Origin of the sequence: Microbacterium sp. zg-B96 (assembly GCF_030246865.1) — a bacterium.
Lineage (GTDB): Bacteria > Actinomycetota > Actinomycetes > Actinomycetales > Microbacteriaceae > Microbacterium.
Genome location: NZ_CP126738.1, coordinates 778,858 through 801,491 on the forward strand (window position 1 = coordinate 778,858; position 22,634 = coordinate 801,491).

At 71.1% G+C, this 22,634-nt stretch carries 20 protein-coding genes; 11 read left to right on the forward strand and 9 right to left on the reverse strand.

From position 1 onward, the window contains the following. Positions 1–15: 15 nt before the first annotated feature. Both QNO11_RS03455 and QNO11_RS03460 read right to left on the reverse strand, forming a co-directional pair. Positions 16–291: an HPr family phosphocarrier protein gene (locus tag QNO11_RS03455; RefSeq protein WP_257509339.1), complete on the reverse strand. Its 276-nt coding sequence runs from the start codon at positions 289–291 to the stop codon at positions 16–18. Further along, entirely contained in the window at positions 288–605 is a 318-nt protein-coding gene (locus tag QNO11_RS03460) for a PTS sugar transporter subunit IIB (protein WP_257509340.1), read from the reverse strand. The genes QNO11_RS03455 and QNO11_RS03460 overlap by 4 nt, the downstream gene beginning before the upstream one ends. 143 nt (positions 606–748) lie before the next feature. Between QNO11_RS03460 and QNO11_RS03465 the strand changes: the two genes are divergently transcribed. Next, positions 749–2,662 (forward strand): BglG family transcription antiterminator, encoded by a 1,914-nt coding sequence (locus QNO11_RS03465; RefSeq protein WP_257509341.1) that lies wholly within the window; start codon positions 749–751, stop codon positions 2,660–2,662. Positions 2,663–2,834: 172 nt separating this feature from the next. Here the strand turns inward: QNO11_RS03465 and QNO11_RS03470 are convergent, their stop codons facing one another. Beyond that, a complete protein-coding gene (locus QNO11_RS03470; RefSeq protein ID WP_257509342.1) occupies positions 2,835–3,788 on the reverse strand; it encodes a hypothetical protein in 954 nt (317 codons plus the stop codon). Between the two features lie 281 nt (positions 3,789–4,069). Then, positions 4,070–4,648, reverse strand: a complete 579-nt coding sequence (locus QNO11_RS03475; protein ID WP_257509343.1) for a GNAT family N-acetyltransferase — start codon at positions 4,646–4,648, stop codon at positions 4,070–4,072. Positions 4,649–4,781: 133 nt separating this feature from the next. Between QNO11_RS03475 and QNO11_RS03480 the strand changes: the two genes are divergently transcribed. From QNO11_RS03480 to QNO11_RS03500, 5 genes are all read left to right on the forward strand, one after another. Then, entirely contained in the window at positions 4,782–6,350 is a 1,569-nt protein-coding gene (locus QNO11_RS03480) for an ABC transporter substrate-binding protein (RefSeq protein ID WP_257509344.1), read from the forward strand. 86 nt (positions 6,351–6,436) lie between these two features. Next, complete coding sequence (locus QNO11_RS03485; RefSeq protein WP_257509345.1) at positions 6,437–7,396, forward strand: ABC transporter permease; 960 nt, start codon at positions 6,437–6,439, stop codon at positions 7,394–7,396. Then, positions 7,393–8,238, forward strand: a complete 846-nt coding sequence (locus tag QNO11_RS03490) for an ABC transporter permease (protein WP_257509346.1) — start codon at positions 7,393–7,395, stop codon at positions 8,236–8,238. The genes QNO11_RS03485 and QNO11_RS03490 overlap by 4 nt, the downstream gene beginning before the upstream one ends. Continuing rightward, positions 8,235–9,047: an ABC transporter ATP-binding protein gene (locus tag QNO11_RS03495; protein WP_257509347.1), complete on the forward strand. Its 813-nt coding sequence runs from the start codon at positions 8,235–8,237 to the stop codon at positions 9,045–9,047. The genes QNO11_RS03490 and QNO11_RS03495 overlap by 4 nt, the downstream gene beginning before the upstream one ends. Further along, on the forward strand, positions 9,040–9,933 hold the full coding sequence (locus QNO11_RS03500; protein WP_257509348.1) for an ATP-binding cassette domain-containing protein: 894 nt from the start codon (positions 9,040–9,042) through the stop codon (positions 9,931–9,933). The genes QNO11_RS03495 and QNO11_RS03500 overlap by 8 nt, the downstream gene beginning before the upstream one ends. A gap of 3 nt (positions 9,934–9,936) precedes the next feature. Here QNO11_RS03500 and QNO11_RS03505 read toward each other — a convergent pair whose 3' ends face one another. The 3 genes from QNO11_RS03505 to QNO11_RS03515 all read right to left on the reverse strand — a co-directional run bounded on the left by QNO11_RS03505 (position 9,937) and on the right by QNO11_RS03515 (position 13,902). After that, positions 9,937–11,334: an MFS transporter gene (locus QNO11_RS03505; RefSeq protein WP_257509349.1), complete on the reverse strand. Its 1,398-nt coding sequence runs from the start codon at positions 11,332–11,334 to the stop codon at positions 9,937–9,939. Positions 11,335–11,395: 61 nt separating this feature from the next. After that, positions 11,396–13,072 (reverse strand): phospho-sugar mutase, encoded by a 1,677-nt coding sequence (locus tag QNO11_RS03510; RefSeq protein WP_257509350.1) that lies wholly within the window; start codon positions 13,070–13,072, stop codon positions 11,396–11,398. Then, on the reverse strand, positions 13,069–13,902 hold the full coding sequence (locus tag QNO11_RS03515) for a purine-nucleoside phosphorylase (RefSeq protein WP_257509351.1): 834 nt from the start codon (positions 13,900–13,902) through the stop codon (positions 13,069–13,071). The genes QNO11_RS03510 and QNO11_RS03515 overlap by 4 nt, the downstream gene beginning before the upstream one ends. Before the next feature lie 80 nt (positions 13,903–13,982). On the opposite strand from QNO11_RS03515, the gene QNO11_RS03520 reads away from it, so the two are divergent. Further along, complete coding sequence (locus QNO11_RS03520; RefSeq protein WP_257509352.1) at positions 13,983–15,434, forward strand: NAD(P)H-quinone dehydrogenase; 1,452 nt, start codon at positions 13,983–13,985, stop codon at positions 15,432–15,434. A gap of 179 nt (positions 15,435–15,613) precedes the next feature. Here the strand turns inward: QNO11_RS03520 and QNO11_RS03525 are convergent, their stop codons facing one another. Next, positions 15,614–17,377 carry an acetyl/propionyl/methylcrotonyl-CoA carboxylase subunit alpha gene (locus QNO11_RS03525; RefSeq protein WP_257509353.1) on the reverse strand — a complete coding sequence of 588 codons (1,764 nt, stop codon included), beginning with the start codon at positions 17,375–17,377 and terminating at the stop codon, positions 15,614–15,616. A 78-nt stretch (positions 17,378–17,455) separates the two neighbouring features. After that, on the reverse strand, positions 17,456–18,097 hold the full coding sequence (locus tag QNO11_RS03530) for a Maf family protein (protein ID WP_257509354.1): 642 nt from the start codon (positions 18,095–18,097) through the stop codon (positions 17,456–17,458). A 47-nt stretch (positions 18,098–18,144) separates the two neighbouring features. On the opposite strand from QNO11_RS03530, the gene QNO11_RS03535 reads away from it, so the two are divergent. The 4 genes from QNO11_RS03535 to QNO11_RS03550 are packed head-to-tail and all read left to right on the forward strand — an operon-like array spanning position 18,145 to position 22,495. Beyond that, positions 18,145–19,506 (forward strand): class I SAM-dependent RNA methyltransferase, encoded by a 1,362-nt coding sequence (locus QNO11_RS03535; RefSeq protein ID WP_257509355.1) that lies wholly within the window; start codon positions 18,145–18,147, stop codon positions 19,504–19,506. A gap of 10 nt (positions 19,507–19,516) precedes the next feature. After that, positions 19,517–20,182 carry a response regulator transcription factor gene (locus tag QNO11_RS03540; protein ID WP_257509356.1) on the forward strand — a complete coding sequence of 222 codons (666 nt, stop codon included), beginning with the start codon at positions 19,517–19,519 and terminating at the stop codon, positions 20,180–20,182. Then, a complete protein-coding gene (locus QNO11_RS03545; protein ID WP_257509357.1) occupies positions 20,172–21,422 on the forward strand; it encodes an ATP-binding protein in 1,251 nt (416 codons plus the stop codon). Before QNO11_RS03540 ends, QNO11_RS03545 begins: the two co-directional genes overlap by 11 nt. Beyond that, on the forward strand, positions 21,419–22,495 hold the full coding sequence (locus QNO11_RS03550; RefSeq protein WP_257509358.1) for a hypothetical protein: 1,077 nt from the start codon (positions 21,419–21,421) through the stop codon (positions 22,493–22,495). Before QNO11_RS03545 ends, QNO11_RS03550 begins: the two co-directional genes overlap by 4 nt. Positions 22,496–22,634 lie beyond the last annotated feature (139 nt).

The following is a 22,634-nucleotide window of genomic DNA, read 5'->3' on the forward strand; positions in this document are numbered from 1 at the left end:
TGTCTCCTTCGTCGGTCATTCGGAGTCGAAGTCGGTCGCCAGCAGTTCGGCAAGGGCATCGAGTGCTGCTTCGGCGCCGTCGCCGTCGGCGGTCAGTGTCACGTAGTCGCCACGCTCGACGCCGAGCGCGATGACGCCGAGGATGCTCGCCGCATTCGTGGGCGTTCCGGCATCCTTGGAGATCGTGATGGGGATGCCGGCGTTCTTGGCCGCCTGCGCGAACAGTTTCGCGGGGCGGGCGTGGAGGCCGTGTGACGAGCCGACGCGGACCGTGCGGGTGAGCTGGGTCATGAGGCTTCCCTTTCCTTCAGAGCGGTCTGGACGAAGTCGAGAGTCCGCGTGCCGTCGCGGTCGCTGAAGATGTCGGCGGGAAGGAGCACCACCGCAGTTCCCCGCAACTGGGCCTCATACCGGATGCGATCCAGCGCATGAGTCAGGTGCGGGCCGACCAGCACGATGTCGGCACCGTCCAGGTCGATGGGAAGCGACTGTTCGGTGCCGGCGAAGGCGGCGTATGGAAGGCCCCGGTCGTGTGCTGCATGGCGCACGCGTTGCGCGACGAACGTGCTGGATGCACCAGCTCCGCACACGACGAGGATCCTCATCGACTTCCTCCCTGCTGTTTCTATTCTTCCGACATCACTGGGACCGGACAACCAGGGTTGCTTCCGCGGGGGCGGAAGCGATAAGCCGACCTTCAGCCACGCATGGTTGACTGGGCGCAACATTCGCGCCACCAGGGGATCATGTGACCAGAGCCAGGCAGGACCGCCTCCTGACGCTGCTCACCCGCGAAGGCGACTGGCTGACGGCCGCCACGATGGCCGACGCGCTGGGGGTGACCCCCCGCAGCGTCCGCAGCTACGTCACCGCGGTCAACGCGCGCGTGCCCGGCACCGCGATCGAATCCGGTCCGCAGGGCTACCGGGCGGGACCGGACGCCACGGCGGCGCTCCGCGCCGGAAACGAGGCGGCCACCCCCCGCGACCGCCTGCACACCCTCGTGCGGACGCTCCTGGACGAAGACGACGGCATCGACGTGTTCGAGACCGCCGAGCGCCTGTACGTCAGTCCCGCCACGATCGACGCGGACCTGGCGCGCGTACGAGGGCTGCTCGGCGGCACCGAGCTGACGCTGGAGCGCTCCGCCGCGCGAGCGCGCCTGCGCGGCACCGAAGCCGCCCAGCGGCGGCTGCTCAGCCGCCTCGCCCACGACGAGATGGAAGCCGGGTCGTTCGACCTCGAGGCGCTGCGCCGGACGCTGGGCACGCAGTCGGTCGGGGCGCAGGCGTTCGGGCCGTTCAAGACCGAGCTGGTGGCGGGGCTGGGAGAGCTCGGCTACTTCGTCAACGAGCTCGGCATCGCCGACGTCGTCATGCACATCGCCATCGCCGCCGACCGCGTCTCACGGGACCGCGCACTGGACGGCGGCGGCACCGACGACGACCCGGCGCGCGCCGAGATCAGTGCGCTGATCGACCGGCTGAGCGTCGCGCACCTGGGGGTCAGCCTCGGCGCGGGCGACCTCGCGCACCTCGCGACGCTCATCCTCACCCGCATCGTGGCCCCCGGTGAGGGGCCCGCCGATCGGGCGCGGGACCGACTCGACCCCGAGGTGGAGCGGGTCGTGCGCGAGATGGTGGAGTCGGCGGCATCCGAATTCCTCGTCGACATCGCCCACGAGGACTTCGTGCTGCGCCTGGCGCTGCACGTGCAGAACCTGATGCACCGTGCCCGTGAACAGGCCTGGTCGCGCAATCCGCTCACCCGCTCGCTCAAGTCGACCTATCCGATGATCTTCGAAGTCGCCGTGTTCATCGCCAGCGGGCTGGCCGATCGCCTCGGCATCCCGCTCATGGACGACGAGATCGCCTACATCGCGATGCACGTCGGCGGGCGCCTGGAGCGCAGCCGCCGCGCCGATCAGCTGCTGACGGCGACGATCGTGTGCCCCGGCTACTACGAGCTGCATGAACTGCTGCGCTCGAGCATCGACCGCTCACTCGGGCAGGCCGTGGAGGTCGTGGGTGTCGAGACGCGGGCGGACCCCGATTGGGCCGGCATCCAGACCGACCTCGTGCTCACCACGATCGACCCGCCGACGCCGAACGACCGCTTCGTGCGCATCCAGCCGTTCCTCACCGACGGCGACGTGGAGCGCGTCCAGGCCGCGGCGGGGCGGGTGCGTCGCGGTCGCAGGCTGGCGCGGCTGCGCGCGGAGCTGGAGCGCTACTTCTCACCGGCGGCGTTCATCCGCGGCCTGGACGGCGGTGACGAGGAAGCCGTCATCCGCAGGCTCGGCGGGCTGCTGGTGGCCGAGGGGGTCATCGACGAGGACTACGTGCAGCGCACGATCGAGCGGGAGCGGTTGTCGTCGACGGCGTTCACCGACGCGCTGGCGGTGCCACACGCCATCGGGATGACCGCGACGCGCACTGCCATTGCGATCGGCATCGCCGAACCCTCCATCGCGTGGGGGGAGGGGCGCGTACAGGTCGTCGCGTTCACGGCGTTCTCGGAGAGCGACCGTGCCGCGTTCCAGACCGTGTTCGAGCAGTTCGTCGAGGTGTTCAGCGAGCGGGAGAGCGTGCAGCGAATCGTCCGCCGCGGCACCGACTTCGCCGCGTTCCTGGACGAGCTGGTCGCCGTCATCGACGGCTGACCCCCACCCCGTCTCTTCTCCCGGGTTTGGGGCGCGTATCGGTCCCCGAACCCCGCATTCGGTGGGTTTGGGGCGCGTATCGGTCCCCGAACCCCGCTTCTCCCGGGTTTGGGGCGCGTATCGGTCCCCGAACCCCGGTGCTGCCGGGTTTGGGGTGCGTATCGGAAGGGGATCACCGCGGGGGATGGATGCCGAACGCCGCGAGCCGCTCGCCGAGCGCGGGTGCTGTGTGCAGGTGCGGCCAGCCCCATCGCCCGTGGCGGCGTTGCGTCGTGCCGCGGATCCAGTCCTCCCGTTGCTTCTCGGCATCGAAGACGTCCGCGCGGGAGCGGCCGTCCAGCATCCGGCCGTCGAAGTACTTGATCGAGCCGTCGAATTCTCCGAAGGCATCGGCGTCATCGAGCCCGAAGTCGAGGAAGAAGTAACCGCCCGATGGCGCGGGGACAGCCACCTGCAGCCGGATCCGGCGGAACCCGACTTGGACGAGCCGAATGCGGCTGATCGTCTCGCCGGGCAGATGCGCCCGCCCGTCGGCGAAGTCCAGCACGCGGTCCGCGCGGCTGATGCCGTGAGCGCTCACGCGCACGATCCGGCGCACGGTTTCACGGAATTCCTGCGCGCCCACGAGGTCGTACATGCCATCGCGAGGGGCGAACAGCGTGTGCAGGGCCGCATCGGCCGACGTGACCGCCTGCTCGAAGGTGCCGGTGCGGGCCATGTCAGCCACCGAGCGCGCCAGGCTGGTGCACAGCAAGCCGTCGATCTCGATCACATCGCCGGTCACCTCGCCGCGGTGACGCACGACTCCGTGCGCGGGGCCGGGCCGACCGGCGTCCGCGATGACGTGCACGCGATCGTCGCGCGCCCGATACAGCGGCTGGCGCTGCAGCGCCAACGCCGTCTCGTAGGCGAACACGGGTCGCGTCGCGGACACCGCTGCCAGCGCGTGGGCTCGGGCCACGATGCGCCCCTCGGCACGAGCGTCGCGCCAGTCGTTGGCGTTGACGTAGATCCCGCGTCGCAGGCGCACGAGTTCACCACCCGCCGCGGCCGCCGCGATCTGACGCCCCGCCCTGCCTTGAGCGCGCAGCTGTTCGAGGGTCAGGAGTCGGACCGGCTCGGCCATGCTCCGAGCATCGGGGTACCGGCGCCGGCAGTGGGGCGCGAATAGGCGCATCTGGGGATGACACCCCGCCCCGCCTCACCTGTGGAGGAGGCCACGTCGGACGGGCCCGGTGTCCGCGCCGCGCGTCCACCCCACCGCGTTTGGGGCGCGTATCGGTCCCCGAACCCGGGATTCGGGGGGTTTGGGGCGCGTATCGGTCCCCGAACCCGGGATTCGGAGGGTTTGGGGCGCGTATCGGTCCCCGAATCCCGCGACGAACGCGACGAACGCGACCCCCCGGCTCAGCCGCGCCGCAACCGCTCTTGCAGCCCGAGCCGGACCGCCGGCCACTCGTGCGGGAGGATCGAGAACACGACGGTGTCGCGCAGGGTGCCGTCCGGTCCCAGCCGGTGGTTGCGCAGCACGCCGTCCTGCTTCGCGCCCAGCCGTGCGATCGCCGTGCGCGACTGCTGGTTGTGCCAGTGGGTGCGCAGCTCCACCGCGATCGCGTCGCACTCCTCGAACGCGTGACCCAGCAGCAGCAGCTTCGCCGCGGTGTTCACCTCGGTGCGCTGGGCCGACAGGCCCAGCCAGGTGTAGCCGATCTCGACGTGCCGGTTCGGCTGGTCGATGGCGCAGAACGTCGTCATCCCCACCGCGACGCCGTCGCGCAGCACCGCCCAGGGGTTCATCGTCCCGGCATCGCGCATCGCCAGCCGCCGCGCGATCTCGGCCGGCACGTCCCCCGGCGCGGGCACCGAGGTGTACCAGACGTGGTCCATCCCGACGGATGCCGCGGCGAGGTCGAACGCGTGCTTGACGTCCAGCGGCTCCAGGCGGACGTGAGCGTTTTCCAGGGTGACGGGGTCGGTCAGCAGCACAGCACGAGGCTATCGGGCGCAACAGTAGGACATGAACGGCGGCGGCCGCGCCGTGCCGGTTTCCCGCGCCCATAGGCTGTGCGATGCCCACCATCATCGGCGTTCACCACCATCGAGGGAAGACAGCGCTCACATGACCAGACGATCGACCGCCGCCGCGGCACTCCTTCTCACCGGAGCGTTCGCTCTCGCCGCCTGCGCGCCTGCCGGCGGCGACGACCCCGAGTCCGGCGGGTCCGAGGCGACCGGCGAGTTCAGCTACATCATCGCCGGCGACCCCACCTCGCTGAACCCGATCAACGTCAGCGACCGCTGGGGGCTGACGGTGACGAACCTGGTCTACTCGCCGCTCGCGCGCGTCGAAGCCGACGGCTCCGTGCGCAACGAGCTCGCCGAATCGATCGAGCCCGCCGCAGACGGCCTGTCGGTCACAGTGACCCTCAAGGAGGGACTCACCTGGTCCGACGGCGAGCCGCTCACCGCCGACGACGTCGTCTTCACCTACACGCAGAAGGCGATCCGCGAAAACGGCAACGCCGACCTGCTGTGGATCGGCGACGCCCCGATCACCGCCGCGGCCGCGGATGAGCGCACCGTCGTGTTCACGCTGCCGTCGGTCAGCGCCGCCGCGCTGAGCAACATCGCCACCGAGACCTACATCATCCCCGAGCACGTCTACGGCGACGTGACGGACTTCTCCGGCGCGGAGCTGGACCCCGTCGCCGTCGGGTCAGGGCCCTACGTCCTCACCGAGTACGAGCGTGGCCAGTACTTGACCTTCGAGGCCAACCCGGAGTTCTACGGCGAGGCGCCGAACATCGAGGACGTCACGCTGCGGATCGTGGCCAACGCCGACACCGTCAACACGGCGCTGCAGACCGGCGAGGCCGACGCCTCCTTCGCGACCCCCGAACAGATCGACCAGCTGGAGGCATCCGGCCTGGACATCTACCCGTACGCCGAGGGCCGGGTCGCCTACCTGGGACTCAACCTGGCGACCCCGGAGTTGACCGACCAGCGGGTGCGGCAGGCGATCTTCTCTGCGCTGGACCGCGAGGAGATCAACACCGCCACCTGGCTGAGCGACGAGTACTACGACAGCGCCTACACGTTCCTTCCGCCGGGCAACCCGTTCGCAACGGACGACGTGGAGACGTACGACACCGACGTGGACGCCGCTAAGGCGCTGCTGGCCGAGGCGGGAGCAGAGGACCTCACCCTCACGATCGCCTACGCCGCGGCGGACCCGGCGCAGACGACGCAGGCCACCCTCATCCAGCAGCAGCTGCAGGATGCCGGCATCACGGTGGAGCTGGCAGGGGTGGAGCCGGCCGCGGTGTACACCGAGATCGAGAAGGGCGCCGAGTCCGCCTACCACGCGTTCCTCGGCGGCTACATCATGGGCCAGGACCCCGACGCGTACAGCCTGCTCTTCCGCTCCGGCGCCTCGGCGAACTACTTCCACTACGCCAGCCCCACCGCCGACGCGCTGTTCGACGAAGGCGCGGCACAGCTCGATCCCGATGCGCGCGCCGAGGTCTACGCCCGCCTGCAGGCTCAGATCGCGGAGGATGCCGTCATCTACCCGCTCGCCGACAACCTGAAGATCCTGGCGGTCAACAGCCGCATCGGCGGCGTCGAGGACGCCACCCCGGTGCCGATCTACACGCTGGAGAACTTCGGGCTGCTCACCGAGCGCTGATCCACCCATGTCGCGGGCGCGCCGCAGGGCGCGCCCGTGACATCGTTGGGTGGGTGCGCGGGTGCGCTCGCGGGAAGGAATGACGGATGCTGGCCTACGTCGGGCGTCGACTGGCGCAGGTCGTGCCGATGCTGCTCCTGCTGTCGTTCGTCGTGTTCGCACTGCTGCACCTGGCCCCCTACGACGTCGTCGACGCGGTGACCACGCCGCAGATGTCGGCGGAGACGGTCGCGCTGATCCGCGAGCGGTACGGCCTGGACCAGCCCTTCCTCGTGCAGTACGGGCTGTGGCTGTCCAACGTGCTGCAGGGGGACCTCGGCTACTCGCTGGTGAGCCGTCACGCGATCGCCGACGACCTCGCCGCGCGCATCCCCGCCACGGTCCTGCTGGTGGCACCGGCCTACATCGCCGCGCTCCTCCTGGCGATGGTGCTGGGTCTGGTGGCGGCCGCCCGGCGCGGCACCTGGACCGACCGCGCCATCGACGCGCTGTGCGGCATCGGCATCGCCACCCCCTCGTTCTGGTTCGCGCTGCTGGTGATCTACGTCTTCGGATATCACTTGCGCTGGTTCCCGATCATCGGCATGCATTCGGTGGGCAAGCAGGGCGACCCGGTCGACTTCCTACTGCACTTCGTCATGCCGTTCCTGGTGCTCACGGTCGCATTCTTCCCTGACATCGCCCGTTACGTGCGCTCGGCGGCCATCTCGCAACTGGATCAGGACTACGTCCTCGTGCAGCGCGCCTTCGGCGCCACCCGCGGCGAGGTCTTCGCCCGCCACGTCAGCCGCAACGTGCTGCTGCCGATCATCACGCAGCTGGGGCTGGCCCTGCCGCTGCTGGTCACCGGCGCCATCGTCACGGAATCCATCTTCGGGTGGCCGGGCGTCGGGCCGTACTTCCTCACCGCCACCCGCAGCCTCGATTACCCCGTCATCCTCGCGGTGCTGCTGCTGTCGGCGACCCTCGTCATCATCGGCAACCTCATCGCCGACATCCTCTACGTCCTCGCCGACCCCCGCATCCGGATCGGAGCCGCCCGATGACCGCCCTCGAGGTCGCGATCACGCAGGCCCGGCGCCGCAGCTTCGCCTCCGTCACCACCTGGCTGGCCGTCGCCTTCCTCGCGGCGGCGGCCCTCATCGCGGTGCTCACCCCGCTGCTCCCGCTGGATCCGACGACGACCGACCTGGCCGCACGGTGGCAGCCGCCTGGGCCGGCGCATCTGCTGGGAACGGACGAACTGGGACGCGACTACCTGGCGCGCGTGGTCTACGGCGGGCGCGTCTCGCTCACCGTCGGCGTCCTCGCGATGGTCGCCGCCACCATCATCGGCGTGGTCGTCGGAGTGCTGTCCGGCTACGTCGGCGGACGGCTCGACGACGCGCTCATGCGTTTCGTCGACTTCCTCTCGTCCATCCCCTGGATGGTGCTGGTGATCGTCGCGAGCGTCTTCCTCAAACCGGGGCTGTGGACGATCATCATCGTGATCGGTGCCTTCTCCTGGATGGCCACCGCGCGCCTGGTCCGCGCCGAGACGCTGTCGCTGCGGGAGCGGGTGTACGTCGGCTACGCGGGCTATATCGGGGAGCGGATGCCGCGCATCATCGCGCGCCACATCCTGCCGGACGCGGCGCCCACCATCATCGTCGCGGCCACCGCGAGCATCTCGGTGGCGATCCTCACCGAGTCGTCGCTGAGCTTTCTGGGGCTGGGCATCCAGCCGCCGATGGCCTCGTGGGGGAGCCTGCTGGAAACCGCGCAGGGGAGCCTGCAGACCGCTCCCCACCTCGCCCTCATCCCGGGGCTGCTCATCACCGCGACGGTGCTGTCGTTCAACGCCCTCGGCAATGCCCTGCGCGAGCTGGTCGCGGAGCGGGCGTCATGACCCCGCCGCCGCTGCTGAGCATCCGCGGTCTCACCGTCGACATCGGGAGCCCAGGCGCCAAGACCGCCCCGGTGCGCGTGCTGCACGACATCGACCTCGACGTGCCCCGCGGCGGGATCGTAGGGATCGTGGGGGAATCAGGCTCGGGCAAGACGATGCTGCTGCGCGCCCTCATGGACATCCTCCCGGAGCGCACCAGCCGCACCTGGTCGATCTCCTTCGACGGCCGCGACGTCACGGCGGGGTTCGGCAGGCCGCGCCTGCCGGTGGCGATGGTCTTCCAAGACCCGATGACCTCGTTCGACCCGCTCACCCGCATCGGCGCACACCTGGTCGAGGTGGCCCGCCGCTCCCAGGGCGTCGGCCGCCGTGAGGGTCGTGCGCGCGCGCTGGACGCGCTCGCCGCGGTGCGACTGCCCCGCCCGGAGCGCGTGTTCGATCAGTATCCGCACGAACTTTCCGGCGGCATGCGGCAGCGCGCGATGGTGGCGATGGCGCTGCTGGCGGACCCGCAGCTGCTCGTCGCCGACGAGCCGACGACGGCACTGGATGCCACCATCCAGATCGAACTGCTGGCGCTGCTGCGCCGGCTGCAGGCCGAGCGCGACCTGACCGTGCTGATCGTCACGCACGACCTGGGGGTCGTGGCGGCGCTGTGCGACGACGTCGTGGTGATGAAGGACGGCCGGATCGTGGAGCGCGCCGCCGCCGTCGACCTGTTCGCCCGTCCCGGCCACGCCTATACGCGGGCGCTGCTGGCCGATGCGCCCGGCGGCCGGGTGTCGAGGGACGAGGTGGCGGATGCCTGACGTGCTCCTGCGCGCCGAAGCGCTCACGAAGACCTTCCAGGTGCGCAACGCCTGGGGCAGGCGCCTGGCCGACGTGCGCGCCCTGGACGGCGTCGATCTGGAGATCCGTCGCGGCGAGACCCTCGCTGTGGTGGGCGAATCCGGCAGCGGCAAGTCGACGCTCGGCCGCTGCCTGCTGCAGATGCAGCAGCCCTCCAGCGGCACGATCCGCTACGAGGACACCGACCTGACCGCCCTCTCCCGCCGGCAGCGGCTGCCGTTCCACCGCTTCATGCAGGTGGTCTTCCAGGATCCCTTCACATCGCTCAATCCGCACCGCACCGCGCTGCAGAACGTCGCGGAGCCGATCCGCGTGCTCACCCCCGACCGTGATGCGGACGCGGCGGCACGCGAGGCGCTCAAGGAGGTCGGCATCACCGGCGACGACGTGCACAAGCGTCCCCGCGCCTTCAGCGGCGGGCAGCGGCAGCGCATCGGGATCGCCCGGGCCATCGGCGTGCGGCCGGAATTCATCGTGTGCGACGAACCCGTCTCCGCTCTGGATGTGTCCATCCAGGCGCAGGTGACGGCACTGCTCGCGCGTCTGCAGCGCGATCACGACCTGACCTACCTGTTCATCTCGCACGACCTCGGCGTCGTGCGCGAGATCGCCACCCGTACCGCCGTCATGCGCGCCGGGCGGATCCTGGAGATCGGGCCGACGGCATCCGTCTTCGACTCTCCCCAACACCCCTACACCCGCACGCTGCTGGATGCCGCTCTCGTGGCCGATCCCGCCGTCGCCCGCCGCCGCCTCGCCCGGGTGGCTGCCGACGGCCACGAGGCCGATCCCGAGTCCGAGGGCGCCCTGGTCGAGCAGACGAGCGGGCACTTCGTCCGCCGCTGAGGCTCAGCCCTCCCGCAGCGCCTTCTCGTGCATCGCCGCGTCGGCTGCCGCCGCGGCGGCGGCAGGATCGCTCACGCGCGACGCCTCCCGCGCGGCGTGCACCGCGCGACGGCCGACGGGCAGCCACACCGCTGCTCCCACCACGACGAAGGTGAGGATGCCGGTGGCGATCAGCAGCACCTCGATCGCGATGATGTCGGCCAGCGGCCCGAGCACCGCCATGCCCAGCGGCATCGCCACGGCCATGACGATCCCCACGAACCCGAACACGCGTCCCTGACGCTCCGGCTCGACGGTCTCCTGCAACAGGGTGAACGCCGGCGTGGAGAAGAACGGCACGGCGAGCCCCACCAGGAACATGAACCCGAAGAAGATCCAGACGGTGGGGGACAGGCCCATGCCCAGCGTCAGCAGGCCGAAGACCAGCGACGAGGCGATGATCATGCCGATGCGGCTGCGCCGCGCGAACAGCGACGCCACCACGATGCCGCCCAGCATCATCCCCACGCTGAAGGCGACCTCCAGCACCGCGAGGTTGACGATGTTCTGCTGCTCACCGGCGTCGAACGAGCGCACCAGCATGAGCGGGGTGAGGTTGGAGGGGGCGACGGTCAGCAGGAACACGATCGCAAACAGTGCCAGCAGCCAGCGCAGGAATGCGTGGCCGGTCACATAGCGCACCCCCTCGACGAGGTCGGCGAAGTAGCCGGTCGTCGTGTCGGTGCGCTGCACCGTCGTGACCGGGACGAGCGCCAGCAGCACGATGCCGATCACCGCGGTGACCACGTCGATGAAGAAGATCGGGATGAGCGCCGCCGCCGACCCGCCCCAGACCGTCGCCGCCCATGCGAACAGCGCGCCGGCGGCCGCCGGGGCCAGCAGCGCCATGGCGGACTGGATCGAGCCGTTGATGCCGTTGACGCGCATCAGGTTGCGCATCGGGGTGATCTGCGGGATCAGCGCCGACACCGCCGGGGTCTGGATGCCGGCACCAGCGGAGCGGATCGCGAGGGTCAGGAAGATGAGCCACACCCCGTCGTACCCGGTCATCATGACCAGCGCGAGGGTCAGGGTCGTGAGGGCGATGCCGGCATCCGCGGCGATGATGAGGTACTTGCGGTTGTGGCGATCCGCCCACACCCCGCCGAAGATCGACACGATCGCCTGCGGGAGAAAGCCGAACACCGCGGCGAGGGCCATGATGTCGCCGCGCTGGTAGGTCAGCGTCAGGTACCAGAACACCGTGTACTGCACGAGCATCGACCCGAACAGGCTCGCCGTCTGTCCGCTGAGGAACAGGATCACGTGGCGCAGCCAGTGCGGCGGATCGGATGCCGCGGCCGTCACCGCGGCATCCGTCTCGGCCGTCGTCTCGGCCGTCGTTTCGTCGTCGTCGCGCATCGTCCTACCCTCTGATCACCGCATTCGTCGCGGCCCGGAGATTAGCACGCCCCTCGGACGCTCAGGGTGCCGCGACGAGCTCCCGCGCCCCGGCCTCGAGCGCGGTCAGCCGCGCGCGCGCGTCGGCGGCGGACTCGCCCCGCACGTCGAGGTACGCCTTGAGCTTGGGTTCGGTGCCGCTCGGGCGCACGATCACACGCGAGCCGTCGACCAGCCACAGGCGCAGCACGTCGGCGGGCGGCAGGTCGTCGATTCCGCCCTGCAGGTCGTCGATGCGCTCCACCGCGACAGCGCCGACCGTGAGCGGCGGTTCCGCGCGCAGCCGCGCCATGATGCGGCCGATGACGGCGACATCCTGCACCCGCAGCGACACCTGCGCGCTGGTGAAGAAGCCGAACTCCGCCTGGAACTCGGTCAGCAGCTGCGCGGCCGTCGCCCCGCGCCGCCGGGCCTCGGCGACGAGGCCGAGCATGGCCACGGCCGCCGAGATGCCGTCCTTGTCGCGGACCGTCTCGGGATTGACGAGGTAGCCCAGCGCCTCCTCGAACCCGTAGACGATGCCGGGGGCGCGGGAGATCCACTTGAAACCGGTCAGGGTGGCGTGCGAGCTCAGCCCGTACCGCTCGGCGACCACCGCGAGCCCCGGTGACGAGACCAGCGAGCAGGCGAGCGACGCCTCCCGGCCGGCGCGGGCGTCCGCCGCCAGCCGTGCCGCGCGCCAGCCGAGCAGCAGGCCGACCTCGTTGCCGGTCAGCGCGCGCCAGCCGCCGGCGACGTCGGCGTCGGGCACGGCGACGGCCAGGCGGTCGGCGTCCGGGTCGTTGGCGAGGATGAACTCCGCACCGACCTCGCGCGCGGTCTGGAATGCCAGGTCCATCGCACCGGGCTCTTCCGGGTTGGGGAAGGCGACCGTGGGGAAGGTGCCATCGGGCTCGATCTGCGCCGTCACCACGGCGGGGGCGGGGTAGCCCGCGCGCTGCAGGATGCGCGAGAGCGTCTCCCAACCCACGCCGTGCATCGCGGTGTACACCCAGGTCATGTCCGGGGTGCCGTCCGGGGCGGGCGAGACGGCGGCCGTCGCGGCGATGTACGCCTCGACCACAGCCTCCGAGGCGGTCTCGTAGCCCGGCGACCGGGGCAGGGAGCCGAGGTCACCGGCATCGGCCACCCGCTGGATGTGCGCGGCGATCTCGGCATCCGCCGGTGGCACGATCTGCGCGCCGTCGTCGGCGCCGCCGAGATACACCTTGTAGCCGTTGTCATCGGGCGGGTTGTGGCTGGCGGTGACCATGACCCCGGCATCCGCGCCGAGATGGCGCACCGCGAAGGCCAGCACCGGGGTGGGCAGCAGCCGCGGCAGCAGGATGGCGCGCAGCCCGGCACCGGCGAACACCTCGGCGCTGTCGCGGGCGAACACGTCGGAGTTGCGCCTGCCGTCGTAGCCGATCACGACGGTGGGCGGACCGTCGGGGCCGGGCTTTTCCAGCAGGTAGGCGGCAAGGCCGGCGGCGGCCTGCATGACCAGCATCCGGTTCATGCGGTTGCTGCCGGCGCCCAGGCGCCCACGCAGCCCGGCGGTGCCGAAAGCGAGCCGGGTGGCGAAGCGGTCGGTGAGGTCGGCGGCTGCCGCGGCGTCGCCGGCGTCGGCGGCGGCGAGCAGCTGCTCGAGCTCGGCGCGGGTGACCGGGTCGGGGTCCTGGGCGAGCCAGGTGCGGGCGGCCGCGGTCGCGTCGATCACAGCGACCCGATCACACGGGCCAGCAGCGACGAGATGACCGGCTCGGCGGTCTTCCCCGCCTCGAGAACCTCGGTGTGGCTGAGCGGGGTGGTCTGGATGCCGGCGGCCATGTTGGTGATGAGTGAGAAGCCGAGGATCTCCATGCCCGCCTGGCGGGCGGCGATGGCCTCGAGCGCGGTGGACATGCCGACGATGTCGCCGCCGATGGTGGCGGCCATGCGCACCTCGGCGGGGGTCTCGTACTGCGGGCCGCGGAACTGGCAGTACACGCCCTCGTCCAGCGACGGGTCGATCTGCCGGGCGAGGTCGCGCAGCCGCTCGGAGTACAGGTCGGTGAGGTCGATGAACGTGGCGCCTTCGAGCGGCGACGCACCGGTGAGGTTGATGTGGTCGCTGATGAGCACCGGCTGACCGGGCTTCCAGGTGCGGCGCATGCCGCCGGCGCCGTTGGTCAGCACCATGATGCGGGCGCCGGTCGCGGCGGCGGTGCGCACGCTGTGCACCACGCGGCGCACGCCGTGGCCCTCGTAGAAGTGCGTGCGGGCGCCGATGACCAGCACGTTCTTGCCCTGCTCGGTGCGGACGCTGCGCAGCGTCCCGACGTGTCCCTCCAGGGCGGGCTTACTGAACCCGGTCACTTCCGTCGCCGGGAACACGGCGGTGGTCTCGCCGATCAGCTCCGCGGCCTTGCCCCAGCCGCTGCCGAGGGTGAGGGCGATGTCGTGACGCGGCACTCCCGTGATGCGGGCGATGTCGGCGGCGGCTTCGGCGGCCACGCCGAACGGGTCGGCAGCGGGGTCGTCGAGGGGATGGGAGGTCGTGTGGGACATGTCCCTACTTTAGGAACTCGGATGCCTCCCGGCCAGCAACGCGGCACCGACTCCCGAGCGCGCCCTGAGAGAATGGGGGAATGTCCTTGAGTTTCGAGCGCACTCAGTCCGTTGCCATCCTCGGCGGAGGCCCCGGCGGCTATGAAGCAGCGCTCGCCGGAGTGCAGCTCGGCGCCGAAGTCACCCTCATCGAACGCGCCGGCGTGGGCGGGGCAGCGGTGATGACCGACGTCGTGCCGTCCAAGAGCCTCATCGCGACGGCCGACGCCGCCGTCGCCATCTCGCAGGCCGGTGACCTGGGCGTGCAGCTGTTCGCCCGGGGCGGCGACGGCAAGCCGCTCAAGCCCGAGATCGCCATCAACCTCGCCGCCGTGAACAAGCGGCTGCTCGCCCTTGCCCGGCAGCAGTCCGATGACATGCGGGCGACGCTGGTGGAAGCCGGAGTGCGCATCGTCTCCGGCCATGGACGCCTGGAGGGCCACCACGCCGTCATCGTGTCCACCGGACCCGACGGCACGGACTTCGACCGCATCGAGGCGGACACCCTCGTGGTCTCCGTCGGTGCGTCGCCGCGGGAGCTGCCCAGCGCCAAGCCCGACGGCAAGCGCATTCTCACCTGGACGCAGCTGTATGACATGCCCTCCCTCCCCGAGCACCTCATCGTGGTCGGGTCTGGGGTCACCGGTGCGGAGTTCGCCGGCGCCTACATGAACCTCGGCGCGAAGGTGACCCTCGTCTCCAGCCGTGACCACGTGCTGCCCGGTGAGGACCCGGATGCCGCGGCGGTGCTGGAGCGGGTGTTCAAACGAGGCGGCATGCAGGTGCTGAACAAGGCCCGCGCGCAGAAGGTGGAGCGCTCCGGCGACGGCGTCGTGGTCACCCTCGCCGACGGTCGCACGGTGGAAGGCAGCCACTGCCTCATGGCGGTCGGCTCGGTCCCCAACACCTCCGGCGTGGGCCTGGAGGAGGCGGGGGTTCAGCTGACGGACTCCGGTCACATCCGCGTCAACCGCGTCGCCCGCACGTCGGTGCCCAACATCTACGCCGCCGGCGACTGCACGAGCTTCATGCCGCTGGCCTCGGTCGCCTCAATGCAGGGACGCATGGCGGTGTTCCACGCTCTCGGTGACGTCGTGATCCCGCTGGAGCGCCGCCGCATCACGGCGAACATCTTCACCGCCCCCGAGATCGCCACCGTCGGCTGGCAGCAGGCCGACATCGAGGCCGGGCGTATCAACGGCGTCGTGCACACGCTGCCGCTGGCGGCGAACCCGCGCGCGAAGATGATGGGCGTGCGCGACGGGTTCGTCAAGCTCCTCGCGCGTCAGGGCAGCGGCGAAGTGCTCGGCGGCGTCATCGTGGCCCCGCGCGCCTCGGAGCTGATCTACCCCATCGCGATCGCCGCCGAGCGGCGGCTGACCGTCGACCAGGTCTCCCGCGTCTTCGCGGTGTACCCGTCACTGTCGGGCTCGATCACCGATGCCGCCCGCGCGATGCACATCGTCGACCGCACGACCGACGTCGAGGCGTAGTCCGCCGGGCGCGTTCGGTCGACGCATCCGTCCCCGCGGGGCGCGTTGCGGGGCCGTTCGTGACGACCGAGCGCGGCGCGGCATCCTTCGGGCGTCGCATCCGTCCCCGCGGCGCGCGTTGCGGGGCCGTTCGTGACGACCGAGGGTGTGGTCCGGATGCCGCGGGGTGAGGGCCCGGGTCAGGTGATGGTCAGCAGCAGGTGACCGGCCGAGACGGTGTTGCCCGGCTGCGCGTCGATGCCGCCGATGACGCCGTCCTTGTGCGCCTGGATCGGCTGCTCCATCTTCATCGCCTCGAGCACGACCACGAGGTCGCCCTTGACGACCTGCTGGCCGTCGATCACGGCGACCTTCACGATCGTCGCCTGCATCGGCGAGGTCACCGCGTCACCCGATGCGCCGGCCATGACCGTCGTGGCGTGCGTGCGGCGCGACGGCGGTACGGCCACCGGCCGCCCGACCTTCGTGGCCGCGACGACACGGTCGGGCAGGCTCACTTCCAGGCGCCGCCCGGCCACCTCCACCACGACGGTGTGGCGGCTCTCTTCGGGCTCGGGGACGTGTGCTTCGCCGTCCCACGGCGGGATGTCGTTGTCGAACTCGGTCTCGATCCACCGCGTGTGCACGCCGAACCGGCCGTCCTCGGCGGTGAAGGCGGGGTCCCGCACGACGCGACGGTGAAACGGCAGCACGGTGGGCATGCCGGCGACCTCGAACTCGTCCAGCGCCCGGCGTGCCCGCTCCAGCGCCTCGGCGCGGTCGCGGCCGGTGACGATGATCTTGCCCAGCAGCGAGTCGAACGCGCCCGAGACGGCGTCGCCGGCGGTGACGCCGGAGTCGAGCCGGATGCCGGGTCCGCCGAAGGTCTTGAACACGTGGATGCGTCCCGGCTGGGGGAGGAACCCGCGACCGGGATCCTCGCCGTTGATGCGGAACTCGATCGAGTGGCCGACCGGCTGCGGGTCCACGTCTTCGAGCAGGCCGCCCTCGGCGAGGCGGAACTGCTCGCGCACCAGGTCGATACCGGTGACTTCCTCCGACACCGGGTGCTCGACCTGCAGGCGGGTGTTGACCTCGAGGAAGGAGATGGTCCCGTCCGCGCCGATGAGGAACTCGCACGTCCCCGCCCCGACGTAGCCGACGTCCTTGAGGATCGCCTTGGACGAGGTGTACAGCACCTCGTTCTGCTCCGGGGTGAGGAAAGGCGCCGGCGCCTCCTCGACGAGTTTCTGGTGACGGCGCTGCAGCGAGCAGTCACGGGTGGATACGACGATCACGGTGCCGGCGGCATCGGCCAGGCACTGCGTCTCGACGTGACGCGGCTTGTCGAGGTACTTCTCCACGAAGCACTCGCCCCGGCCGAACGCCGTGATCGCCTCGCGGGTGGCCGATTCGAACTGTTCGGCGATCTCGTCGTACTCCCGGGCGACCTTCAGGCCCCGGCCGCCGCCGCCGTACGCGGCCTTGATGGCGATGGGCAGCCCGTGCTCCTGGGCGAACGCGATGACCTCGTCGGCGCTGGAGACCGGGCCGGGGGTGCCGGGGGCCAGTGGCGCGCCCACCTTGTCCGCGACGTGGCGCGCGGTGACCTTGTCGCCCAGCGCCTCGATGGCCTCGGGCGACGGCCCGATCCAGACCAGCCCCGCGGCGATCACGGCGCGGGCGAACTCGGCGTTCTCGGCGAGGAAGCCGTAGCCGGGGTGCACCGCGTCGGCGCCGCTGCGACGGGCGACGGAGAGGATCTTGTCGATCGAGAGGTAGGTCTCGGCGCTCGTGGTGCCTTCTAGCGCGTAGGCCTCGTCGGCGAGGCGGGCGTGGAGGCAGTCGCGGTCCTGGTCGGCGTACACGGCCACCGACGCTTTGCCGCTGTCGCGCGCCGCGCGGATGATGCGAACGGCGATCTCGCCGCGGTTTGCGATGAGAACCTTGGCGATTGCGGGCATGGGTGTCAGCCTATCGAGGCTGCGAACGGCTTCTTTGGATCTCCCGCACAAGAAACTCCGGCGATCGTCTGTAGATGTCTACGAGCGGTTCCACAGCGAGGGCCAGCTGACGCCCAGCTCCCGCGCCAGACGGCGCACCGTCGGCAGCGACATTCCGACCACCGTGGACGGATCCCCGTGGACGCTGTCGATGAACGGGCCGCCGAGGCTGTCGATGGTGAACGCCCCTGCCACGTGCAGCGGTTCGCCGGTGGCGACGTACGCGGCGATCTCGTCGTCGGTGATGTCGGCGGCGAAGGTCACGGCGGCCTCCGCCACCGCGTGAGCCTCGCGCGGCGGCTGTCCCTGCTCCACCCGCACGACGCTGTGGCCGGAGTGCAGGATGCCGGTGCGCCCCCGCATCGACTGCCACCGGGCGGTGGCAGCCTCGGGGGTGTAGGGCTTCCCGAGAATCTCACCGTCGATCTCGAACATCGAGTCGCCCCCGATCACGAGGCCGTCGAATCCGACCGAGGCGACCCGCTCGGCGATGTCGGCGGCCTTGCGGCGCGCCAGCAGCAGCACGTGCTCCGCGGCATCCAGTGTGCGCGCCTCAGCCTGCTGCACGGCGGCGATGACGGCGTCCTCATCGACGTCGGGGGAGGCCGTCTCCGGCTCGATGCCGGCTTGCCGCAGCAGCATCAGACGGGCGGGGGAGGTGGATGCCAGGCACACGCGCATCGCCTAAGCGTAAGGGTGCGCACAGCCGGGTGTGCGAGCATCAAAGGATGGCTATACCCTTGGGCTCTTCAGACGCCCTCATCGATCTCGACGTCACCGATGTCGCCCACGGCGGCGTGTTCGTCGGCCGTCACGAGGGGCGCGTCGTCTTCGTCCCCGACGCTTTGCCCGGAGAGCGGGCGCGCGTGCGGCTGACCGACGTCGGCAAGGCCTCGTTCTGGCGCGGTGAAGTCCTCGAGGTCCTCGACGCATCGCCGCACCGGCGCCGGCACGTCTGGCGGCAGGCTGATGTCGACGTCGCCCCCGAGCAGCGCCCCGGCGGCGCCGACTTCGGTCACATCGAGCTCTCCCACCAGCGCGCCCTCAAGCAGCACGTCCTCACCGACGCCCTGCAGCGGTTCGGCGGCATCACGATGCCGGTGACGGTCGCACCGGTGGGCGCTGACGGCGTGGACCGCTCCGCCGCGCCGACCGATGACGACGGCACCGGGTGGCGCACCCGGCTGAGCCTGCACGTGGATGCCGAGGGCCGCGTCGGCCCGTATGCCGCCCGCAGCCACCGCGTCGTCACAGTGGAGGATCACCCCCTCGCCGCACCAGACATCGAGCGGGTGGCCCTCGAGCTGCCCAGCGGCGAGCCGGGCAGGATCGACCTCGTGCTCCCGGCCGACGGCCGCGTGCGGATCCTGCCGCGTCCGGAGCACCACCACCGTGCCGGCGGACGTCGCCTGCGCGGTGGCAGCGCCGCGAAGCACCCCGCGGCGAAGAACTCCAACCCGATGCGCGAGGTCGTCACCGAGCGGGTCGGGGAGCGGGAGTTCCGCGTCGACGCCGGCGGGTTCTGGCAGGTGCACCGGTTCGCCGCGAACGCGCTGACCCAGCTGGTCACCGAGCACCTCGGTCAGGCGTATCCCGATGGCCTGGACCCCGAGGCGCTGCACCTGGACCTGTACGGCGGCGTCGGTCTGTTCGCCGCCGCGCTGGGCGACCTCGGCGGGCCCCGCAGTCGCGTGATCAGCGTCGAGTCCGACTCGCGCGCCACTGAGCACGCCGGCGAGAACCTCGCCGAGTGGGCCGGCGCCCGCGCCGAGACCGGTCGCGTGGACCGCTGGCTCGCGCACTGGGGCAAGGACGCATCGGCCAAGGACCTGGCCCGCCTGGCACAGGGCGCGGTCGTCCTCGATCCGCCCCGCTCGGGAGCAGGCGGCGAGGTCGTCTCGGCCATCGCCGCACTCGCGCCGCAGACGATCGTCTACGTCGCCTGCGACCCGGTCGCGCTCGCCCGGGACCTGGCGACCTTCCGGGAAGCCGGCTACACGGCATCCCGCATCGACGGTCTGGACCTGTTCCCCCACTCGCACCACGTCGAGGCGGTCGCCACGCTCAACCGTGATCAGCCGCAGCGATAGCATGACCACCATGATCCGGGTGGCACTCATCGACGACCACGAGTCCGTGCGACTCGGGCTGGAAGCGGCGTGCCTACGCACCGAGACCAAGGACGTCGTCTTCTCCGGAAGCACCGTCACGGAGTACCTGGACTGGCGGATGTACAGCCGCGGCGCACCGGCCGACGTGGTCGTGCTGGATCTGACCCTCGGTGACGGGACCACGGTGACCGAGAATGTCTCGCGGCTGGTCAGCGACGGCTCCAGCGTCATCATCCACAGCGTCGCGGACCGGCCGGCGATCGTGCGCGAAGCGCTGTCGGCGGGCGCGGCCGGCGTGATCAGCAAAGCCAGCCGCATCGATGAGGTCGTCGACGCGATCCACACGGTCGCCAGCGGCCATCCGCTGGACAACGTCGAATGGGCAAGCGCGGTGGAAGGCGACCGCGCCTTCGCCGACGCGCAGCTGTCGGCGCGGGAACGCGATGTGCTGCGGCTGTACGCCGCGGGCCTGCCGTTGAAGGTCGTCGCCGACCGCCTCGGCGTGGCGTACTCGACGGCCAAGGAGAACATCACCCGGGTGCGCTACAAGTACGTCGAGGTGGGTCGTCCCGCCCCGACGAAGGTGGATCTCGCGCGCCGCGCGATGGAAGACGGACTGCTCACGAGACCCACCGAGACTCCCGGTGCCCACTGAGACCAGTCGCCGTGTGCTCGCCGAGGCGCACGGCACGTTCGGGCATACGGCGGACACCGCAGCCGGGATGGCCACCTTCACGCGCGCCCGCGTCGCCCGCTTCACCACCCTCGCGGTCGGGGCCGGCTGCATCATGCTCGGCGCCCACGCGCTGCTGACGGCCCTCGCGTCGACCGAGGAGCAGCCCGACTGGCACACCGCGCTGATGATCGTGGTGTTCGTTCCGCTGGCGGCCATGATCATCGCGTGTCTCATCGGGCGCGGCGTGCACCTGGCGGCGGGCGTGTTCGCCGTGGCGTACCCCCTCGCCCTCCTGGCGTGGCCGCTGGCCACGGCGGGCTCGCCGCCCTCCCCGGACAGCGGCCCGTGGATCTGGCTGCTGCTGAATGTGGCGACGGTGGCCGCTGTCCTGTCGTTCCCGCTGCCGCTGCAGGTGGCCTGGATCGTGCTGGTCCCCGTGCAGTACGGCGTGGTGCGGCTGGCTCAGGCCGGGTTCGCCGGGGAGTTCTGGGGCCCCGTCATCCTGGACGTCATCTACGCGATCATCCTCGGCGCGGTGCTGCTGACGCTGGACCGGGTGTACCGTGCCGTGGCGACCCGCGTCGACCAGGCCCGGGTTGAAGCCGTCGCGTCCTATGCCGCTGCCGCCGCCGCGGACGCCGCGGAGCGCGAACGCGTGGCCGTGGCCGCGCTCATGCACGACAGCGTGCTGGCCGCCCTGATCGCCGCCGAACGCGCTGACTCGCCGCGCGAACACGCCCTCGCCGTCGCGATGGCGCGGGAAGCCCTGACGCGACTGGCCAACGCCGAGCAGGACGTCGGGGAGGGCCCCGACGCCCCCGTGGGGATGCGCGAGCTCGTGGACGCCCTGGAACGGGGTTCGCGCGAAGTGGGCGTCGAATTGCACGTGGCTCGCTCGCTCGCCGACGAGAACCTCACCGTCCCCGGCCGCGTCGGACGCGCGCTGGTGCTGGCAGCGACCCAGGCGGTGGCCAACGCCGTCGAGCACGCGGCGGCGGCCGGCTTGGAAGTCACCCTCACCGACACCGCGCAGCCCGGTGGCATGGTCATCGTCGTGCACGACCACGGTCCCGGGTTCGACCTCGCCACCGTCCCCGACGACCGGCTGGGAATCCGCGCCTCCATCAACGCGCGGGTGGCGGCCGTGGGCGGCCAGGCACGTGTCGTCCCGACCGCGGACGGCACCAGCGTCACACTCGAGTGGAGCCCGTCGGCATGAGACTGAATCCACGCGTCGTGCTGTCCTCGCTCGGGGTGGCGTTCACGGCCTACCTCGGGCTGGGGTGGCCCTGGTGGGATGACGGCGTCTCGCAGCACTGGGCGACCACCGCCGGTGTCGTGGGGCTGTACCTGGCCACGTCGTGGCTGTGCATCTTCTGGGAGCCGCGCGCGGTCCCCGTCGCGGTTCCCGACGAAGGCGACGGCACCGGCGGTTCGTTCATGACCGGCGGTGCCAGCGGGCCGACCTTCCTGCCGGCATGGGCGGCCGCCCTGGCGCTGGCGACCGCGGTGATCGTGCCCACCGTGATGTGGGCGAGCGTGGACGCCGCAGCACGGCAGGAGCCCTACGCGACCTGGACCATCGGGGCCATCGGCGCGCTCATGGTGATCGTGGTGGTGCGCCGCAGGCCCATCTTCGCGTGCATCGGGATCGTGGCGCTCACCGTGCAGGGGGTGCTGTGGATCGGTCTGCTGCCCACGCTGTCGCTGGGGCTCGTCGGCTCGGTCATGTGGACGGCCATGGCGCAGCTGCTGATGTGGTCGACCGACCGCGCGTCCCGCGAAAGCGCGCAGCTGGCACGACTGCAGCGCGCGGCATCCGAATGGCTGGCTTCGCAGGCCGGACGTCAGCGCGAGCGGCGCATCCAGGTGCAGCGCGCTCTCGCGGTCGCCGGCCCGGTGCTGACCCGCACGATCGCCGCCGGCGGGGATCTTCCTCCCCACGAGCGTGAGATGGCCAGGCTGGCAGAAGGCCGGCTGCGCGACGAATTGCGAGGGCGCCGACTGCTCGACGACGACGTGCGCGCCGTCCTGGAGGCTGCCCGCCAGCGGGGCGCGAACGTGACCGTGCTCGACGAGGGCGGTCTGGACGGCGTCGGCGAGGCGGGGCTGCGCGTCGTGCGCGCGGAACTTGCGGACGTGCTGCGCAATGCGCGGTCCGAACGCATCTACATCCGCACCGCACCCCACGACACGATCGCCGTCACCGTCGTCGGGCGCAGTCGCACCGACGGCGAGGACACCGTGGATCTGTGGCAGGAGATCGCCCTGCCCGCCGCAGCCGAACGCTGAGAAGGTGGGCGAGGGGCGGCGAAGCCGCCCACCCCTCGCCGTGCGGAGTGGTTACCCGAAAACCTCTCCGCGGGTGGGTCGATTCCCGGGTTCGAAGAACGAAGCGGGTCGACCGACGCAGAATTGCGTTCAGCACACT

Coding starts and splice junctions, on each gene's coding strand:
- QNO11_RS03460 (WP_257509340.1), bottom strand. CDS start 605: ATGAGGATCCTCGTCGTGTGCGGAGCTGGTGCATCCAGCACGTTCGTC.
- QNO11_RS03490 (WP_257509346.1), top strand. CDS start 7,393: ATGACCGCCCTCGAGGTCGCGATCACGCAGGCCCGGCGCCGCAGCTTC.
- QNO11_RS03480 (WP_257509344.1), top strand. CDS start 4,782: ATGACCAGACGATCGACCGCCGCCGCGGCACTCCTTCTCACCGGAGCG.
- QNO11_RS03530 (WP_257509354.1), bottom strand. CDS start 18,097: ATGCGCGTGTGCCTGGCATCCACCTCCCCCGCCCGTCTGATGCTGCTG.
- QNO11_RS03485 (WP_257509345.1), top strand. CDS start 6,437: ATGCTGGCCTACGTCGGGCGTCGACTGGCGCAGGTCGTGCCGATGCTG.
- QNO11_RS03520 (WP_257509352.1), top strand. CDS start 13,983: ATGTCCTTGAGTTTCGAGCGCACTCAGTCCGTTGCCATCCTCGGCGGA.
- QNO11_RS03500 (WP_257509348.1), top strand. CDS start 9,040: ATGCCTGACGTGCTCCTGCGCGCCGAAGCGCTCACGAAGACCTTCCAG.
- QNO11_RS03550 (WP_257509358.1), top strand. CDS start 21,419: ATGAGACTGAATCCACGCGTCGTGCTGTCCTCGCTCGGGGTGGCGTTC.
- QNO11_RS03455 (WP_257509339.1), bottom strand. CDS start 291: ATGACCCAGCTCACCCGCACGGTCCGCGTCGGCTCGTCACACGGCCTC.
- QNO11_RS03525 (WP_257509353.1), bottom strand. CDS start 17,377: ATGCCCGCAATCGCCAAGGTTCTCATCGCAAACCGCGGCGAGATCGCC.
- QNO11_RS03495 (WP_257509347.1), top strand. CDS start 8,235: ATGACCCCGCCGCCGCTGCTGAGCATCCGCGGTCTCACCGTCGACATC.
- QNO11_RS03505 (WP_257509349.1), bottom strand. CDS start 11,334: ATGCGCGACGACGACGAAACGACGGCCGAGACGACGGCCGAGACGGAT.
- QNO11_RS03535 (WP_257509355.1), top strand. CDS start 18,145: ATGGCTATACCCTTGGGCTCTTCAGACGCCCTCATCGATCTCGACGTC.
- QNO11_RS03470 (WP_257509342.1), bottom strand. CDS start 3,788: ATGGCCGAGCCGGTCCGACTCCTGACCCTCGAACAGCTGCGCGCTCAA.
- QNO11_RS03540 (WP_257509356.1), top strand. CDS start 19,517: ATGATCCGGGTGGCACTCATCGACGACCACGAGTCCGTGCGACTCGGG.
- QNO11_RS03515 (WP_257509351.1), bottom strand. CDS start 13,902: ATGTCCCACACGACCTCCCATCCCCTCGACGACCCCGCTGCCGACCCG.